The following is a 17,004-nucleotide window of genomic DNA, read 5'->3' on the forward strand; positions in this document are numbered from 1 at the left end:
GTGGTGAGGAAACCGATCGGTTGATCGGCTTCCGGGGTGAAAATCTATGTGCGCCCGGCGTTGACAGTCGGGCGGGACCAACCTGGGTTGGGAGCCTGCTAGGCGCAAGCTCCCAACTCTAGTTGAATTTGCTACTTGGCGTCGTCCGTCTTGAACGGGAAGCCGAGCGCCTTGAGCAGCGCGCGACCCTCGTCGTTGGTTTTCGCGGTCGTGACGACCGTGATGTCCATGCCGCGAACGCGGTCGATGCGGTCCTGGTCGATCTCGTGGAACATGACCTGCTCGGTCAGACCGAAGGTGTAGTTGCCCGCACCGTCGAACTGCTTGTCGGACAGACCGCGGAAGTCACGGATACGAGGAAGGGCCAGGCTGAGCAGCCGGTCCAGGAACTCCCACATGCGGTCGCCACGAAGTGTGACGTGGGCGCCGATGGGCTGTCCCTCACGAAGTTTGAACTGCGCGATGGACTTGCGGGCCTTGGTGACCTGCGGCTTCTGCCCGGTGATCTTGGTGAGGTCAGAAACCGCACCGTCCATCACCTTGCCGTCGCGTGCTGCTTCGCCGACACCCATGTTGACGACGATCTTCGTCAGGGTGGGGATGCGGTGCACGTTGGTGAAGCCGAGTTCCTCGGAGAGCTTGGCACTGATCTCATCGCGGTACTTCTGCTTCAGACGCGGCAAGGCCTTGACGGGCGCGGCGCCCGTAATGGTGTCAGTCATTAGAGGTCCTTCCCTGACTTCTTGGCGTAACGGATGCGGACCGTCTTGGTGACGCCGTCCTTCGTTACCTCTTCCTGGCGGAAGCCGACGCGGGTCGGCTTCTTGGTCTCCGGGTCGACGATTGCAACGTTGGACACGTGGATGGGAGCTTCGAAGGTTTCGATGCCGCCCGTCTTGGTACCGCGCTGGGTCTGACCGACGCGAACGTGCTTGGTCACGAAGTTGATGCCCTCAACGAGGACACGGTTCTTCGGGGCGTCGACGGAGATGATCTTGCCCTGCTTGCCACGGTCTCCGCCGCGAGCCTGACTGCGGCCGCTGATGACCTGAACGAGGTCACCCTTTTTGATTCTGGCCATGATTAAATAACCTCCGGTGCCAGCGAGATGATCTTCATGAACTTCTTGTCGCGAAGCTCGCGACCGACCGGTCCGAAGATTCGGGTGCCGCGGGGGTCACCGTCTGCCTTCAAGATCACTGCAGCGTTCTCATCGAACTTGATGTAGGAGCCGTCTGGACGACGGGTCTCCTTCTTAGTGCGAACGATGACAGCTTTGACGATGTCACCCTTCTTGACGTTGCCGCCCGGGATTGCATCCTTGACCGTGGCGACGATGACGTCGCCCAGGCCTGCGTAGCGACGGCCGGAGCCACCGAGAACGCGGATGGTCAAGAGTTCCTTGGCACCGGTGTTGTCGGCAACCTTGACTCGTGATTCTTGCTGAAGCACTTTATAACTCCTTTACGTCAAGTAAGCGCGAGGCTTACTTGGCCTTCTCAAGAATCTCGACCAGGCGCCAGCGCTTGGAAGCGCTGAGCGGACGGGTCTCACTGATCAGGACGAGGTCGCCGATGCCGGCGGAGTTCGCCTCGTCGTGCGCCTTCAGCTTGGATGTACGGCGGATGACCTTGCCGTACAACGGGTGCTTCACGCGGTCTTCGACCACGACAATGATGGTTTTGTTCATCTTGTCGCTGGTCACGTAACCACGCAGCGTCTTGCGGTAACCGCGTACGAGCTCGGTGGCTTCGCCCGCGACGACCGTTTCGTCAGTCTTCGCCATGACTAGGCCTCCTTCGTCTCGACGGTCTCAGCTGCAGCATCGTCGTTGGACTCCACTACGGCCTTGGCCTTCTTGGTCTTCTTTTCGGCCTTCTCAGCCTTGGCCGGGGCCTCCACTGCAACCGGGGTGGCACGAATGCCCAGCTCGCGCTCACGGAGGACCGTGTAGATGCGAGCAATGTCGCGCTTGACCGCGCGGAGGCGACCATGGCTCTCAAGCTGACCGGTGGCCGACTGGAAGCGCAGGTTGAACAGCTCTTCCTTGGCCTTCTTCAGCTCTTCGAACAGCTTTTCATTGTCAAAAGTATCGAGCTCGACTGGGGCGAGCTCCTTGGTTCCGATCGCCATTATGCGTCGCCCTCCTCGCGCTTGATGATGCGTGCCTTGAGGGGCAGCTTGTGAATAGCTCGGGTCAGCGCCTCTTTCGCAACGGCGTCGGTGACACCGCTGAGCTCGAACAGAACGCGACCCGGCTTGACGTTGGCAACCCACCACTCGACCGAACCCTTACCGGAACCCATGCGGGTTTCGGCAGGCTTCTTGGTCAGCGGGCGGTCGGGGTAGATGTTGATCCACACCTTCCCGCCACGCTTGATGTGACGCGTCATGGCGATACGAGCGGACTCGATCTGACGGTTGGTCACATATGCGGGGGTCAGCGCCTGAATGCCGTACTCACCGAAGGACACCGTGGTGCCACCGGTAGCGTGGCCGGTGCGACCCGGGTGGTGCTGCTTGCGGTGCTTGACTCTACGTGGAATCAACATTATTTAGCCTCAACTCCTGCTGCGACCGGTGCCGCTGCCGGAGCATCTGCACGAGGTGCACGGCGCGGTCGATCGTCACGACGCTCGGGGCGGGACGACTTAGCGTTGGCCTGCTCGCGAGCGAGTTCCTTGTTGGTGATGTCGCCCTTGTAGATCCAGACCTTCACGCCGATACGGCCGAAGGTGGTCTTGGCTTCGTAGAAGCCGTAGTCGATGTTCGCGCGCAGGGTGTGCAGGGGCACACGGCCTTCGCGGTAGAACTCGCTGCGGCTCATCTCGGCGCCACCCAGACGACCGGACACCTGGATGCGAACACCCTTGGCGCCGGCGCGCTGTGCACCCTGCAGGCCCTTACGCATCGCGCGGCGAAAAGCCACACGAGCAGAGAGCTGCTCGGCGATACCCTGCGCGACCAGCTGGGCATCCTGCTCGGGGTTTTTGACCTCGAGGATGTTCAGCTGGATCTGCTTGGCGGTGAGCTTTTCGAGGTCAGAGCGGATGCGCTCGGCCTCCGCGCCGCGGCGACCGATCACAATGCCCGGACGGGCGGTATGAATGTCAACGCGAACACGGTCACGAGTGCGCTCGATCTCGATGCGGCTGACGCCGGCACGGTCGAGGCTGGTGCTCAGCAGGCGACGGATCTTGACGTCTTCTGCGACGAAGTCAGCGTAACGCTGACCCGGCTTGGTCGAGTCAGAGAACCAACGCGATACGTGATCGGTGGTGATTCCCAGACGAAAGCCATAGGGATTTACTTTCTGACCCATTACTTCGTACCCTCCTCAGGAGTGGTGAGCACAACCGTGATGTGGCTGGTGCGCTTCTTGATTTCGAATGCGCGACCCTGGGCACGAGCCTGGAAACGCTTGAGGGTCGTACCCTCGTCAACGAATGCCCGGCTGATGAACAGGTCCTGCTCGTCCAGATACGTGTTGGCTGCATCTGCCTTGACCCGGGCGTTGGCGATGGCCGAGGCCACCAGCTTGTATACCGGATCGCTCGCGCCCTGGGGCGCGAACTTCAGAATTCCCAGCGCTTCGTGCGCCTGCTTGCCGCGGATCATGTTGACAACGCGACGAGCCTTCTGGGGGGTGACGCGGATGTGACGCACGCGTGCGATCGACTCCACCATTTCTTCTCCTCCTTCACGTCCCCGCGTTAGCGGCGACGGCCCTTCTTGTCGTCCTTCACGTGTCCACGGAAGGTGCGGGTGGGCGCAAACTCGCCGAGCTTGTGGCCGACCATGCTCTCGGTGACGAACACCGGGATGTGCTTGCGTCCGTCGTGCACTGCGATGGTGTGTCCGAGCATGTCGGGGATGATCATCGAGCGGCGCGACCAGGTCTTGATTACGTTCTTGCTCTTGGCTTCGTTCGCCGCGAACACCTTGCGAAGCAGGTGGTCGTCAACGAAAGGGCCTTTCTTAAGACTTCTTGGCATCGTCTACTCCTACTTACGCTTCTTGCCGACGGTGCGGCGACGAACAATGAGCTTGTCGCTTTCCTTATTCGGGTGGCGGGTGCGCCCTTCCTTCTGGCCCCAGGGGCTGACGGGGTGACGTCCACCGGACGTCTTTCCCTCACCACCACCGTGCGGGTGATCGACCGGGTTCATGGCAACACCACGAACGGTCGGGCGAACGCCTTTCCAGCGCATACGCCCGGCCTTACCCCAGTTGATGTTCGACTGCTCGGCATTGCCGACCTCGCCGATCGTCGCGCGGCAGCGAGCATCCACGTTGCGGATTTCACCAGACGGCAGACGAAGCTGGGCGTAGACGCCCTCCTTCGCAACGAGGCGAACCGACGAACCGGCGGAGCGGGCCATCTTGGCGCCACCACCCGGACGCAGCTCGATCGCGTGAATGATGGTACCGGTGGGGATGTTCTTCAACGGCAGGTTGTTGCCGGGCTTGATGTCAGCCCCGGCTCCCGACTCGATGATGTCGCCCTGTGCCAGCTTGTTCGGCGCGATGATGTAACGCTTCGTGCCGTCAATGAAGTGAAGGAGCGCGATGCGCGCCGTGCGGTTCGGGTCGTATTCAATTTCAGCGACGCGGGCGTTGACGCCGTCCTTGTCGTTGCGCTTGAAGTCGATCACGCGGTACTGGCGCTTGTGGCCACCACCGATGTGACGCGTCGTGATGCGGCCCTGGTTGTTACGTCCACCGGTCTTGTGGAGCGGGCGCAGAAGCGACTTCTCCGGAGTGGAACGTGTGATCTCCGCGAAGTCAGCAACGGATGAACCGCGTCGACCCGGGGTCGTGGGCTTGTACTTACGAATAGCCATTAGTTATCCCTCTGCCTGTCGCTTAGCCGACGGCCGTGAAGATGTCGATGGAGCCAGACTTGAGCGTGACAATGGCACGCTTGGTGTCCTTGCGCTTGCCCATGCCGAACTTGGTGCGGCGAGTCTTGCCCACGCGGTTCAGGGTGTTGATCGAAGCGACCTGCACCTTGAAGATCTTTTCGATCGCGAGCTTGATCTCCGTCTTGTTCGAGCGGGGGTCAACGATGAAGGTGTACTTACCCTCGTCGATCAGGCCGTAGCTCTTCTCAGAGACAACCGGAGAGATGATGATGTCGCGGGGGTCCTTGTTGGTCGCGATAGTCATTATGCGGCCACCTCTTCCTTCTTGGTCTTGCTCTCCACGAACGCGTTGAACGCGCCGGTGGTGAAGACGATGTCGTCGCTGACGAGCACGTCATAGGCGTTGAGCTGATCCCACGAGAGGATGTGCACCGTCGGGATGTTGCGAATGCTGCGCAACGTGGTCTCGTCGGTACGCTCGAGAACAACCAGCACGTGCTTGCTTGTGGCGATCTGCGTGAGCAGTTCCAGGGCAATCTTCGTGTTAGGGGTCTCAGCCGTGAACAGTGCCTCGACGATGTGCAGGCGGCCACCGCGGGCGCGGTCGCTCAGTGCACCCTTGAGGGCTGCGGCGATCATCTTTTTCGGGGTGCGCTGGTCATAGCTGCGCGGGGTCGGTCCGTGGACGATTCCACCACCGGTCATCTGGGGAGCGCGGATAGAGCCCTGACGAGCGCGACCGGTTCCTTTCTGCTTGAACGGCTTGCGGCCGGCACCGGAAACTTCTCCACGGCGCTTGACCTTGCTCGTTCCCTGGCGTGCGGCAGCAAGCTGCGCGACAACGACCTGGTGGATGAGGGGAATGTTGGCTGGAACGTCGAAGAGGTCGTCGGGAAGCTCGGCAGAGCCTGCCTTCTTGCCCTTGGCGTCAATGATGTCGAGTGCTGTAGCCATCAGGACTACGCTCCCTTCACTGCGTTGCGAACGAATACGAGGCGGCCACGGGCACCGGGAACGGCACCCTTGACGAGCATGAGGCCCTTGTCGGCGTCAATGGCGTGCACCTTAAGGTTCAGCACGGTCACGCGCTCGCCACCCATACGACCGGCCATGCGCATGCCCTTGAAGACACGGCTCGGGGTCGAGGAAGCACCGATGGAACCGGGCTTGCGGTGGTTGCGGTGCGAACCGTGAGAGGAGGAGACACCCTTGAAGTTGTGACGCTTCATAACACCGGCGAAACCCTTACCCTTGCTGGTGCCCATGACGTCAACCTTGGTGCCGGCAGCGAAGACACCGTCAACGGTGAGCTCCTGGCCCAGGCTGTAATCAGCGGCATCCGCGGTGCGGAGCTCGGTGATGTGGCGACGCGGCGTAACGCCGGCCTTGTCGAAGTGACCGGCAAGGGGCTTGTTGACCTTGCGCGGGTCGATGGGGCCAGCGGCGATCTGAACACCGTTGTAGCCGTCGACGGCCTTCGTGCGGATCTGCGTGACAACGTTCGGCGCGATCTCGATGACGGTAACGGGAACAAGCTTGTTGTTCTCGTCCCACACCTGGGTCATGCCGAGCTTCTTGCCGAGGAGACCCTTGGTGGTCTTGGTATCGGAGTAAGACATCGCGGGCCCTAGAGCTTGATCTCGATGTTGACGTCGGCCGGAAGGTCGAGGCGCATGAGCGAGTCGACGGCCTTCGGGGTCGGGTCAATGATGTCGATCAGACGCTTGTGGGTGCGCATTTCAAAGTGCTCCCGGCTGTCCTTGTACTTGTGAGGGGAACGGATGACACACACCACGTTCTTCTCGGTCGGAAGCGGCACCGGGCCGACGACTGTAGCGCCCGCACGGGTCACTGTGTCGACGATCTTGCGCGCCGAAATGTCGATGACCTCGTGGTCATACGACTTAAGTCGAATGCGGATCTTCTGTCCCGCCATGTCGAACTCTCTCTCTGTCGAGGCGTCTTACAGACAACGGCAGGATTTGCCGAGGTTGCATTGGACGCCGTAGTAGCACTGCTGCTGTTAGCACCACTGTTCATATGTCAATTTCGATTTCACGCCGAATAACCGACGCTCGTCGTCAACGTCGACTCCCAGAAGCAGAACCTGGGGACGGCGTGGTTTTACCCACGCCAACAGATCGTTGATTTACGCTGCGCTCTGCTCCCTGCGGCCTAGCCTGCGATCTGCACTCTTGCGACGAGTGTTCCTCGTAGAGTGTGACGCGACTATGCACTGCCTGGCAGTGATTCCGACTGCGCAAGCGCATGCCGAAAATGTTGAACTAGAAGAGTCTGCCATACACTTGCCACTACATGCAACCCGGGCGTGTCGCACGCACCCGATCGGCCAGTACGTGTCGCGGGTTTTTAGACGGATGCCCGCAGCCGACGGGCCGCGGGCATCCACTTTCCTGGTGCTGGCGCGGCTAGCCCTGGGTGATACCGGCCGCGACCCGGGGGCTCTGGTCGGGGCAGCTCTTCGCGGTGGATTCCGTCAGGACGCGGTGGGCCATGATCTGGCGGGATTGATCGGACAGGCCGGTGGTCGGGTATTCGGCGAGCACCTTGGTGATGATCTCTGGAATCGACAGGGTGGCGTATTCCATCAGGCTGTCGCAGACCAGCACGCTGTAGACACTCACGGTGCTGGCCACGATGCTGTCGAGAATCTGCTGCTCGGACTGGGCGGTGGGCGACGACGCCGGTGTGGGAGTGACGGCTGGTAACGGGGTCGGGGTCGCATTCACGCTGGTGGGGGCGGTTTGGGCAGCGGGAGCGGACCCGGTCAGGCGCGGCACGATCACCAAGGCGAGGATGCCAACCACAACGACCGCGATCACCATCAGGATGCGCAATTCCAGTTTCGATATCTGCATGCGCAGACCATAACCGGATATTGCGATTCTCGCCCCGGGAGGCGAGCAATCGACATTCGCTTGAAATCTCGGGCAGGCCGCGGTGTAAAAAAAAAGGGGGCCGAGCCCGAAGGCCCGACCCCCTTTCAGGAGATCAGTAGGTCAAGAAGACTACTTGATGATCTTGGTCACCGTGCCGGCGCCAACGGTGCGGCCACCTTCACGGATAGCGAAGCCGAGGCCCTCTTCCATGGCGATCGGCTGGATCAGCGCGACAGTCAGGTCGGTGGTGTCGCCAGGCATGACCATCTCGGTGCCCTCGGGCAACGTGATGACGCCAGTGACGTCCGTGGTGCGGAAGTAGAACTGCGGGCGGTAGTTCGCGTAGAACGGGTTGTGACGGCCACCCTCGTTCTTGCTGAGGATGTACGCGGTGCCCTCGAAGTCGGTGTGCGGCGTGACCGAACCCGGCTTGACGACGACCTGGCCGCGCTCAACGTCTTCGCGCTTGGTGCCACGAAGAAGAAGTCCACAGTTCTCGCCGGCCCACGCCTCGTCGAGCTGCTTGTGGAACATCTCAATACCGGTAACCGTGGTCTTCTGCGTCGGGCGGATGCCGACGATCTCGATCTCGGAGTTGATCTTGAGGGTTCCACGCTCGGCGCGGCCCGTGACAACGGTGCCACGACCGGTGATCGTGAAGACGTCCTCGATCGGCATCAAGAACGGCTTGTCCTTGTCGCGGATCGGGTCCGGGATGAAGTCGTCAACGGCCTGCATGAGAGTCAGGATGTTGGCGGTCCACTTCTCGTCGCCCTCGAGCGCCTTGAGTGCAGAAACCGGAACGACGGGGGCGTTGTCGCCATCGAAGCCCTGGCTGGAGAGAAGTTCACGAACTTCGAGCTCAACGAGCTCCATGATCTCTTCATCGTCAACCATGTCGGCCTTGTTCAGCGCGACGAGCAGGGTCGGAACGCCGACCTGCTTGGCGAGAAGAACGTGCTCACGGGTCTGAGCCATCGGGCCGTCAGTAGCGGCAACCACGAGGATTGCACCGTCCATCTGAGCAGCACCGGTGATCATGTTCTTGATGTAGTCAGCGTGGCCCGGAGCATCGACGTGCGCATAGTGACGCTTGTCGGTCTCGTACTCAACATGCGAAATGTTGATCGTAATGCCGCGCTGGCGTTCTTCCGGAGCCGAGTCAATCGACGCGAAGTCGCGCTGAACGTTGATCTTGGACGGGAACTTATCGGCAAGAACCTTGGAGATCGCTGCAGTCAGCGTGGTCTTTCCGTGGTCAACGTGACCGATCGTTCCGATGTTTACGTGCGGCTTTGTCCGCTCGAACTTGGCCTTGGCCACTGTGGGTCCTCCTCAGGACTCGCTTGCAAATGCACGGCCGCCGTTATGAGCGGCCGGTATGCGCTGGATGTGTCTATTTATGGTACTCGGGCCAGGTGGCCGAAGCGATTCGGCCCGAAGGCCAGAATAGAGGACTATTCGCCCTTGTTCTTGTTGATGATCTCGTCGGCAACTGCCTTCGGGACCTCCGCATAGCTCTCGAACGTCATCGAGTACACCGCACGGCCTGAGGTCTTCGACCGCAGGTCACCGATGTATCCGAACATCTCCGACAGTGGAACGTGGGCGCGAATTACCTTCACGCCCTGCGCATCCTCCATGGTCTGGATCTGCCCACGACGCGAGTTGAGGTCTCCGATTACGTCACCCATGTATTCCTCAGGGGTACGAACTTCGACCGCCATCAGCGGCTCGAGCAGAACGGGGTTCGCCTTACGAACGGCTTCCTTGAAGCCCATCGAGCCGGCAATCTTGAAGGCCATCTCCGAGGAGTCAACGTCGTGCGCAGCACCGTCAAGCAGGCTGGCTCGAACGCCCACCATCGGGTAGCCGGCCAGGACGCCAACGCGCAGCGCATCCTGAATTCCAGCATCCACCGAGGGGATGTATTCACGCGGGATGCGGCCACCGGTGACCTTATTGAGAAACTCGTACGACTTCTCAGCAGTGATTTCCATCGGCTCGATCGCGATCTGAATCTTCGCGAACTGGCCAGATCCACCGGTCTGCTTCTTGTGCGTGTAGTCGTGACGCTCAACGGCCTTGCGGATCGTTTCGCGGTACGCCACCTGGGGCTTGCCGACGTTCGCCTCAACGTTGAATTCACGCTTCATGCGGTCGACGAGGATGTCCAGGTGAAGTTCACCCATTCCCTTGATTACCGTCTGGCCAGTTTCCTGGTTCTGCTCGGTACGGAAGGTGGGGTCTTCTTCGGCAAGCTTCTGAATGGCAAGGCCCAGCTTTTCCTGGTCCTGCTTGGTCTTGGGCTCGATAGCGACCTCGATAACCGGGTCAGGGAACGTCATGGACTCGAGTACGACCTGAGCGTTCGGGTCGCACAGGGTGTCGCCCGTGGTGGTGTCCTTGAGGCCGATGACCGCGTAGATGTGACCGGCGGTGACGAAACCGACCGGGTTCTCCTTGTTGGCGTGCATCTGGAAGATCTTGCCGATGCGCTCCTTCTTGCCCTTGGTCGAGTTGATGACCTGGGCTCCGGAGTCGAGACGGCCCGAGTACACGCGCACGTAGGTGAGGCGACCGAAGAACGGGTGCACCGCAACCTTGAATGCGAGAGCCGTGAACGGCTCCTCGGCATCCGGGTGACGCATGATGACCTTCTCCTCGTCGCGAACGTCGTGCGCCTCAATGGCGGCCACGTCGAGCGGGGTGGGGAGGTAGTCAACGACAGCATCGAGCATCGGCTGAACGCCGCGGTTCTTGAACGCAGAACCACAGAGGACCGGGTAGATCTCGCTGTTGATGGTGAGTTTGCGGATGGCGCCCTTGATCTCGGCAACCGTCAGCTCTTCGCCGGCGAAGTAACGCTCCATGAGCTCGTCGTCGGTTTCGGCGACGGTCTCGAGCAGAAGCTTGCGGTACTCGGCAGCCTTTTCCACGAGGTCGGCGGGGATCTCTTCGATGGCGTACTTCGAGCCCATCTCCACGTCACCCTTGGAATCGCCACGCCAGGTCAGCGCACGCATCTGAACGAGGTCAACGACACCCTCGAACTCAGACTCTGCACCGATCGGCAGCTGGATGACCAGCGGCTTTGCGCCGAGGCGCTTGATGATGGTGTCGACCGTGAAGTAGAAGTCGGCGCCGAGCTTGTCCATCTTGTTGACGAAGCAAATGCGGGGCACGTCGTACTTGTCGGCCTGACGCCACACGGTTTCGGACTGGGGCTCAACGCCCTCCTTGCCGTCGAACACGGCAACGGCACCGTCGAGAACGCGGAGCGAACGCTCCACCTCCACGGTGAAGTCCACGTGTCCGGGGGTGTCGATGATGTTGATCTGGTTGTTGTCCCAGAAACAGGTCGTCGCAGCGGAGGTGATCGTGATGCCACGTTCCTGCTCCTGCGCCATCCAGTCCATCGTCGAGGCGCCGTCGTGGGTCTCGCCGATCTTGTGGTTGACACCCGTGTAGAACAGGATGCGCTCAGTAGTGGTGGTCTTGCCAGCATCAATATGAGCCATGATGCCGATGTTGCGGACCTTACTCAGGTCGGTGAGCACGTCAAGTGCCACGGGGGTCCTCCAGCGGGTAGGGATGGGAATGCGGAACAAGGCCGTGAGCATCCGCTTTTTCAGCGGGCAGGCGCCTGCCGACGCGAGCCGGCACGCGCCTGAACCGATGATCAGGAATGCTCGATAGACGAACTACCAGCGGTAGTGAGCGAAGGCCTTGTTCGCTTCAGCCATCTTGTGAGTGTCTTCACGACGCTTGACAGCGGCACCGAGGCCGTTGCTCGCGTCGAGGATCTCGTTGGTGAGGCGCTCAGTCATGGTCTTCTCGCGACGCGCCTTGGCATAGCTGGTCAACCAGCGCAGGGCCAGGGTGTTGGCACGGTGCGGCTTGACCTCAACCGGAACCTGGTACGTGGAACCACCGACGCGGCGCGAACGCACCTCGAGGGTCGGACGAACGTTGTCGAGTGCCTTCTTCAGCGTGACAACGGCATCCAGCTCGTTCTTGGCGGAGACACCGGCGAGGGCATCGTAAACGATGCGCTCGGCGAGGCCCTTTTTGCCATCGAGAAGGATCTTGTTGACGAGCTGGCTGACGATGGGTGCACCGTAAACCGGGTCGGCAATGACAGGGCGCTTGGGAGCGGGTCCTTTACGAGGCATTACTTCTTCTCCATCTTTGCGCCGTAGCGGCTACGCGCCTGCTTGCGGTTCTTGACGGCCTGGGTGTCCAGCGCGCCGCGAATGATTTTGTAACGCACACCGGGGAGGTCCTTAACACGGCCTCCGCGCACGAGCACCATGGAGTGCTCCTGCAGGTTGTGGCCCTCGCCGGGAATGTAGGCGGTGACCTCGGTGCCGTTGGAGAGCTTGACGCGGGCGACCTTGCGCAGAGCCGAGTTCGGCTTCTTCGGGGTGGTCGTGTACACGCGGGTGCAAACGCCGCGCTGCTGCGGGTTGGACTTCAGGGCGGGAGCCTTGGTCTTGGTGACCTTGGGGCTACGGCCCTTTCTGACCAACTGCTGAATGGTGGGCACTAATTACTCCTTGTTATTGCTGCACGGTGACAGCTTTGTGATGGTTAGCATTCGACCGGTTCCTTCGAATTTGGTCGAGTTCATCTGGACCCGCTTGAACCCACACGATTGCTCGCGCGTGTTTTGGTGGGTATGCCGTGGGGGCTGCTCGTTGAGCAAACCCTGCATGTGTGGAATCCCGGTCTGTGCTCTCAAGAGGGCATAGTCCAAGCGCATGACAAAGCGCACACCCCGTAAGTCTAGCCCGACGGTGCCTGCATGGTCAAATGGGTTGCGCCCCGCGCCCTGGGGGCCGCTTGGGTACCATTTTCGCTTTGTCACGCTGCATCTCGGCTAGGGATTGCGCGGCCAGAGCGGAGAGTCAAGGGTGCTCTCAAGATCGGCGAGCAGCGCCTGCACCTGGGGCTCGACATGCTGCGCAATCGCCGCCAGCAGACGGGGCCGCTGCTGGGCGAGTTGCGCGCAAACACGGAGGCCCACCTGAGTCGCGAACTCATCGGCGAGGTGCATCTCGGCCTTCAAAGCGACCTTCTCCTCGGGGCTGAGCGGCGGGAGGGCGTCGGTGTGCTCGTGGTCGGGCTCGCTCGCGCTGGTCGCTGGGGATTGTGCGGGGGCGGGCCGGAGCTCGGGGGGCTGCTGGTCGGCGAGTTCGCTGAAGGTGAAGAGGTAGGGGGCATCCGCTGCCGGTTGCGGATCGAGGTCAAGGCCGCGAAACTCCGGGTCGAGACCCTCAGCGGGCCGGTAGGCCTGGGCGGATTCGCGGCGCTCGCTCAGGTTAAGCTCGTGCGCGAGGACGGGCAGGTTGAGTTCGGTGTATTCATCGACCGAGGCGTCGATCACGATCTTCATGCGCATCGACAGGGCGTGCTGCACAACATGGGGCACGTCCACGGCGAGTCCGGCGGAAGCGACGATCGGCGAACCAAAGCACTGTCGGCAGAGGCGGGCCCGTCCGCGGTGCGTCGCGGGGCGCCACCGGGTGATCCAACGCAGCCAGTTCTCAACCTCGTGGTTGACGCGCGACTCAATGGACTTGTCCATAGTGCATAAGGGTACTCGTACCGGGCCCAGCGCGAGATGCCGGATATGCCCCCTAGTCGGGTCGACCGCGGTGGGTGCACCCGTGAGATGCCAACAATGCCCCTACCATCGCGGGCTAGTTGTCGTCGTTCTTCTCCCACGGCCACTCCGGGGTGCCCGAACCCCCGGGTTTGGCGACGAGCACGACGAAGAACAGGAAGGCGATGAGCCAGCCGCAGACGGCCACTGCGATCGCGAACGGGCTCATCATTGCGCCGCCGATGAAGACGACCGAGCGAAAGAGTTCGCCAGCACCGAGGCTGTAGAACACGCCCCCGGAGACGCAGTAGCCCAGGTAAGCGGCGACGCCGGCCATGAAGATCGGCAGCGGTGGAACCTGCGTCAACCGTTCGGTCGAGCGCAGAACCGCGCTGAGCACGACCCAGACCAGCGCGAGCACCGCGGTGATAACCATGATGGGGCCGAGGAGGGCGCCAGCATCCGTTTCGTTGATGACGTCGCGATTGAGCAGCAGGCTGAGCACCCCAAACGCTCCGACGATAAAGGCCACGTACAGGGCGACCGAGAAAGCTGCCACGGTGATCGCGTATTTCCGATATTCCCGCATGGCTCCAGCGTAGGCCCGAAGGCGCACCAGGGGACGCCGCGCTCAGCACAGCGGATGCTGCGGCGCTGCGCGCGGTCACCGGGCACACCGATGAACCCGGGCCAAGTTCATAAACTGGGCCAACGTTCCGGGCCCGGGCCCCGTCCGCGGGACGGGGCAGCCGGGCGGGAAGCGCGGGTTAAGGGCGGGTGAGGTGGGGACCGTCGGCGAGCAGGCGCTCGTACTCGGTGCGCGCCTCAAGATTGCGGGCGGTAACGCGGCGTCCGCGGCGGGCGATCCAGGCTCCGGCCCAGATCGGCACCTCGCGGGCGATGAGTCCGGCGGCGATGGCGCCGGGGTTGAGCCACAGGGTCGACACGATGCTGCCGAGTTCGGCCGGGCTGAGTCCGGCGGACCGGCCGTCGAGCACGAGACCGAGCATTGCCGCGCCGATGTAGGAGAAGTAGACCACGGCGGCGACGAGGAATCCGAAGAGCACGTAGGCCCACCAGCCGCCCCGGTTGACCAGGGCGATCAGGGCGCTGTAGGCGAGGAAGAAGAAGAAGACCGGAAGGTAGAACACCGGCAGCGCGGCGAACTCGGTGAATCCGCTGGCGGTGTCGGCGATGGTCGCGCTCGTCACGCCGATGATGACGAACGCCGCGATGGCGTAGAGCACCGCGAAGATGACCGTGGCGAGCAGGGCGATCAGTATGCCGCCACCACGGTTGCTGCGGTCCTTCGGCTTCGTGGGCGCCTGCACGTAAATCGGCGACTGGGCTGGCGGTGTGTACGCCGGAGCAACCCCGACCGGCACGTCGACCGGAACATCGGCGGGCAGGTCAGGAGCGTAGTCAATGGATGCAGCGTCAACGGGAGCAGTCGTGCCAACGACGAGCACGACCGGAGCGATCGGCTCAGAGTCGACGGCGGTATTCAAGGCCGGAATGGTCTCGGCCGGAGCATAAGAGTCGGCGTAGTCGTCGGCGAGGCTCGGCGCGGCGGCCGCGGCATCAGCTCGCTTTGCCGCACTCAGGTTGGCGTTGATGGCGTCATAGTCGATGACAATCGGGTCCTGTTCCGGCACAACCGGCGTGACGACGACCGGCGCCGCGTGCTCAGGCGCCGCGTGCTGGTCGGTGGAATCGTGCTCGGCCCTGGATGAATCGTGCGCTGCTGCAGCATCCGTTTCAGAATTCTTTTTGCCGTCGATTGGCGTGTTGTCGCTCATGCTGAACTCCTCGTGGCCTTTGCCGTGACTGACTTCTACTGTACCAAGGGCACTGCAAATGCCACGAAGACTCGGCGCGCCGCCGCGTTATCCAGCGGATGCCGCCGGCCCGGCGCCATGAGCGAATACACCAGCCCCGAGATGGTCGCGTTCGGAGCATCCACGATCGACTGGGGCGCGATGTCCTGCGAATTCAATCTCGCGGCTACCTGCCTCGAGTTAGGTGCGTCGCCCGCACTTCGCGTTCTTGCCGGTGGTGTCGCGGCCGGTGTAGCTATAGGCCAGTTATCACGGCATCAGATCCCCGCCCGGGAGAACCCGGCGTTGTACTCGGCATCGCGGCCGGGGTCGTAGCCGGCATCAGCGCCTGTACTGCACCCGGCGGTGTATCCCGCGTTCGTGCCGGGGAAAGCGAAGGCCCCGCCGCCCGCATCCGGGTCGGTGCGATGCACGAGCAGATCGAGCCCGTCGGCATCGTGGGCCTTCGCGAGCGCGGCCTTTCGAGTGATCTGCCCGGTCTTCACGAGTTCGGCGAGATGTCGGTCCATGGTGTGCATGCCGCGTTCCCGGCCGGTCTGCATCATCGATTCGATCTGGTGCGTCTTGCCCTCGCGAATGAGGTTAGCGATGGCCGGTGTGGTCACGAGCACCTCGGTCGCCACTACCCGGCCAGAACCGTTGGCCCACTTCACCAGGGTTTGGCAGACCACACCCTGCAGAGTCTGAGCGAGCTGCGATCGCACCTGGTTCTGCTGGTGCGGCGGGAAAACGTCGATGATGCGGTCGATGGTCTGCGCCGCGCTCTGCGTGTGCAGAGTCGCGAATACCAGGTGCCCGGTCTCAGCTGCGGTCAGCGCCACCTGGATGGTCTCGAGGTCACGCAGCTCCCCGATGAGAATCACGTCGGGGTCCTGCCGCAGTACGTGTTTCAAAGCGGATGCGAAACTCGCCGTATCGTGCCCCACCTCGCGTTGGGTCACCAAGGATTTCTTATGCGCGTGCAGAAACTCGATCGGGTCTTCCACGGTGACGATGTGGTCGGCGCGGGTGCTATTCACGAGGTCGACGAGGGCGGCAAGCGTGGTGGACTTTCCCGAGCCCGTGGGGCCGGTCACGAGCACGAGTCCGCGGGGCAGGGCGGAGAACGCAGCCACCGACTGCGGAATGCCGAGCGCTTTGAGGTCTTTGATCTTGCTGGGAATGAGCCGGAAGACAGCGCCGACCGCGCCGCGCTGCTGGTGCACATTGACCCGAAACCGGCTGGTTTCGGTTTCGTTCGAGTCGGCAGCATGCAGCGTATAGGCGAAGTCGAGTTCGTGGTCGCGATCGAAGGTCACCTGCTGGGCGCGGGTGAGGATGCTGCGGATCGCCAAGCTCATCTTCTCGCACGACCAGGCCGGCGAAATACCCCCGGCACCCAGCTCGCCGTCGCGACGAATGGTGGGTGGGGCGCCGACGGCAACGTGCAGGTCGGAAGCCTGCCGCAGCACGACCTCGTTGAGCGCGTTGATCAGGTCGGTGTCGGGTTCACCGAGCACGTCGGGCAGCCCGGGCGCAATCGGGTCGATGCTGCGCAAAAGGCGATCGGCGGGAACGCTGCGGAGCGCCACTCGCGTGCGACGGCGCTTAGACGGCAGCAGGTCTACTTCGCCCTGGTGCCGGGCGTTCACGGCCGCGTCGGCCGGGAGCGGCGTGAACTCGGTCAGGCCCGCGGGTAGCAGGGGGTTGTTGAACAGCGCATTGTTTTTCGGGTCGTCCATGAGCAGATCCTTCTCGGAGCAAGCGTCGGGTACTGATTGCCGCGGAACAGGTACGGTCGTGCGGGTGCTGGT

General features: G+C 62.3%; 24 protein-coding genes. All 24 read right to left on the reverse strand.

Annotated elements, in window-relative coordinates; translation table 11 throughout:
• Positions 1-131: 131 nt before the first annotated feature.
• A complete protein-coding gene (rplE, locus tag E3T47_RS06915; RefSeq protein ID WP_134555394.1) occupies positions 132-722 on the reverse strand; it encodes a 50S ribosomal protein L5 in 591 nt (196 codons plus the stop codon).
• Positions 722-1,081, reverse strand: a complete 360-nt coding sequence (gene rplX, locus E3T47_RS06920; RefSeq protein ID WP_134555395.1) for a 50S ribosomal protein L24 — start codon at positions 1,079-1,081, stop codon at positions 722-724. The genes rplE and rplX overlap by 1 nt, the downstream gene beginning before the upstream one ends.
• Before the next feature lie 2 nt (positions 1,082-1,083).
• Positions 1,084-1,452 (reverse strand): 50S ribosomal protein L14, encoded by a 369-nt coding sequence (gene rplN, locus E3T47_RS06925; RefSeq protein WP_035834620.1) that lies wholly within the window; start codon positions 1,450-1,452, stop codon positions 1,084-1,086.
• A 34-nt stretch (positions 1,453-1,486) separates the two neighbouring features.
• Positions 1,487-1,786 (reverse strand): 30S ribosomal protein S17, encoded by a 300-nt coding sequence (gene rpsQ / locus E3T47_RS06930; RefSeq protein WP_035834619.1) that lies wholly within the window; start codon positions 1,784-1,786, stop codon positions 1,487-1,489.
• Between the two features lie 2 nt (positions 1,787-1,788).
• Positions 1,789-2,133, reverse strand: a complete 345-nt coding sequence (rpmC, locus tag E3T47_RS16540; protein ID WP_134555396.1) for a 50S ribosomal protein L29 — start codon at positions 2,131-2,133, stop codon at positions 1,789-1,791.
• Positions 2,133-2,552, reverse strand: coding sequence for a 50S ribosomal protein L16 (gene rplP, locus E3T47_RS06940; protein ID WP_035880247.1), 420 nt, complete (start codon positions 2,550-2,552; stop codon positions 2,133-2,135). Before rplP ends, rpmC begins: the two co-directional genes overlap by 1 nt.
• Positions 2,552-3,322: a 30S ribosomal protein S3 gene (gene rpsC, locus E3T47_RS06945; RefSeq protein WP_092107240.1), complete on the reverse strand. Its 771-nt coding sequence runs from the start codon at positions 3,320-3,322 to the stop codon at positions 2,552-2,554. The genes rplP and rpsC overlap by 1 nt, the downstream gene beginning before the upstream one ends.
• Positions 3,322-3,687, reverse strand: coding sequence for a 50S ribosomal protein L22 (rplV, locus tag E3T47_RS06950; RefSeq protein WP_035880249.1), 366 nt, complete (start codon positions 3,685-3,687; stop codon positions 3,322-3,324). Before rplV ends, rpsC begins: the two co-directional genes overlap by 1 nt.
• 26 nt (positions 3,688-3,713) lie before the next feature.
• Positions 3,714-3,995: a 30S ribosomal protein S19 gene (rpsS, locus tag E3T47_RS06955; RefSeq protein WP_092107237.1), complete on the reverse strand. Its 282-nt coding sequence runs from the start codon at positions 3,993-3,995 to the stop codon at positions 3,714-3,716.
• Between the two features lie 9 nt (positions 3,996-4,004).
• Positions 4,005-4,844 (reverse strand): 50S ribosomal protein L2, encoded by an 840-nt coding sequence (gene rplB, locus E3T47_RS06960; protein ID WP_092107235.1) that lies wholly within the window; start codon positions 4,842-4,844, stop codon positions 4,005-4,007.
• 22 nt (positions 4,845-4,866) lie between these two features.
• Entirely contained in the window at positions 4,867-5,169 is a 303-nt protein-coding gene (gene rplW / locus E3T47_RS06965; RefSeq protein WP_092107233.1) for a 50S ribosomal protein L23, read from the reverse strand.
• Positions 5,169-5,819: a 50S ribosomal protein L4 gene (rplD, locus tag E3T47_RS06970; protein WP_134555397.1), complete on the reverse strand. Its 651-nt coding sequence runs from the start codon at positions 5,817-5,819 to the stop codon at positions 5,169-5,171. Before rplD ends, rplW begins: the two co-directional genes overlap by 1 nt.
• A gap of 5 nt (positions 5,820-5,824) precedes the next feature.
• A complete protein-coding gene (rplC, locus tag E3T47_RS06975; RefSeq protein WP_134555398.1) occupies positions 5,825-6,484 on the reverse strand; it encodes a 50S ribosomal protein L3 in 660 nt (219 codons plus the stop codon).
• Between the two features lie 8 nt (positions 6,485-6,492).
• Entirely contained in the window at positions 6,493-6,801 is a 309-nt protein-coding gene (gene rpsJ, locus E3T47_RS06980) for a 30S ribosomal protein S10 (protein WP_035834607.1), read from the reverse strand.
• Between the two features lie 493 nt (positions 6,802-7,294).
• Complete coding sequence (locus E3T47_RS06985; RefSeq protein ID WP_134555399.1) at positions 7,295-7,744, reverse strand: hypothetical protein; 450 nt, start codon at positions 7,742-7,744, stop codon at positions 7,295-7,297.
• Positions 7,745-7,894: 150 nt separating this feature from the next.
• Complete coding sequence (tuf, locus tag E3T47_RS06990) at positions 7,895-9,088, reverse strand: elongation factor Tu (RefSeq protein WP_104127849.1); 1,194 nt, start codon at positions 9,086-9,088, stop codon at positions 7,895-7,897.
• Positions 9,089-9,222: 134 nt separating this feature from the next.
• Positions 9,223-11,337: an elongation factor G gene (fusA, locus tag E3T47_RS06995; RefSeq protein ID WP_134555400.1), complete on the reverse strand. Its 2,115-nt coding sequence runs from the start codon at positions 11,335-11,337 to the stop codon at positions 9,223-9,225.
• Between the two features lie 132 nt (positions 11,338-11,469).
• Positions 11,470-11,940 carry a 30S ribosomal protein S7 gene (gene rpsG / locus E3T47_RS07000; RefSeq protein WP_092107221.1) on the reverse strand — a complete coding sequence of 157 codons (471 nt, stop codon included), beginning with the start codon at positions 11,938-11,940 and terminating at the stop codon, positions 11,470-11,472.
• On the reverse strand, positions 11,940-12,314 hold the full coding sequence (gene rpsL / locus E3T47_RS07005; RefSeq protein ID WP_035834602.1) for a 30S ribosomal protein S12: 375 nt from the start codon (positions 12,312-12,314) through the stop codon (positions 11,940-11,942). Before rpsL ends, rpsG begins: the two co-directional genes overlap by 1 nt.
• A gap of 333 nt (positions 12,315-12,647) precedes the next feature.
• The gene (locus tag E3T47_RS07010) at positions 12,648-13,355 is read right to left on the reverse strand and encodes a spermidine/putrescine ABC transporter substrate-binding protein (protein WP_134555401.1); all 708 of its coding nucleotides are present in this window, start codon (positions 13,353-13,355) and stop codon (positions 12,648-12,650) included.
• Between the two features lie 115 nt (positions 13,356-13,470).
• Positions 13,471-13,962, reverse strand: a complete 492-nt coding sequence (locus E3T47_RS07015; RefSeq protein WP_134555402.1) for a DUF6121 family protein — start codon at positions 13,960-13,962, stop codon at positions 13,471-13,473.
• Positions 13,963-14,140: 178 nt separating this feature from the next.
• Complete coding sequence (locus E3T47_RS07020) at positions 14,141-15,172, reverse strand: hypothetical protein (RefSeq protein WP_134555403.1); 1,032 nt, start codon at positions 15,170-15,172, stop codon at positions 14,141-14,143.
• Positions 15,173-15,207: 35 nt separating this feature from the next.
• Entirely contained in the window at positions 15,208-15,369 is a 162-nt protein-coding gene (locus tag E3T47_RS15840; RefSeq protein ID WP_166805646.1) for a hypothetical protein, read from the reverse strand.
• Positions 15,370-15,468: 99 nt separating this feature from the next.
• Positions 15,469-16,932, reverse strand: a complete 1,464-nt coding sequence (locus E3T47_RS07025; RefSeq protein WP_134555404.1) for a type IV pilus twitching motility protein PilT — start codon at positions 16,930-16,932, stop codon at positions 15,469-15,471.
• Between the last annotated feature and the right edge of the window lie 72 nt (positions 16,933-17,004).

It is taken from the genome of Cryobacterium ruanii, from assembly GCF_004404055.1.
GTDB lineage: Bacteria > Actinomycetota > Actinomycetes > Actinomycetales > Microbacteriaceae > Cryobacterium > Cryobacterium ruanii.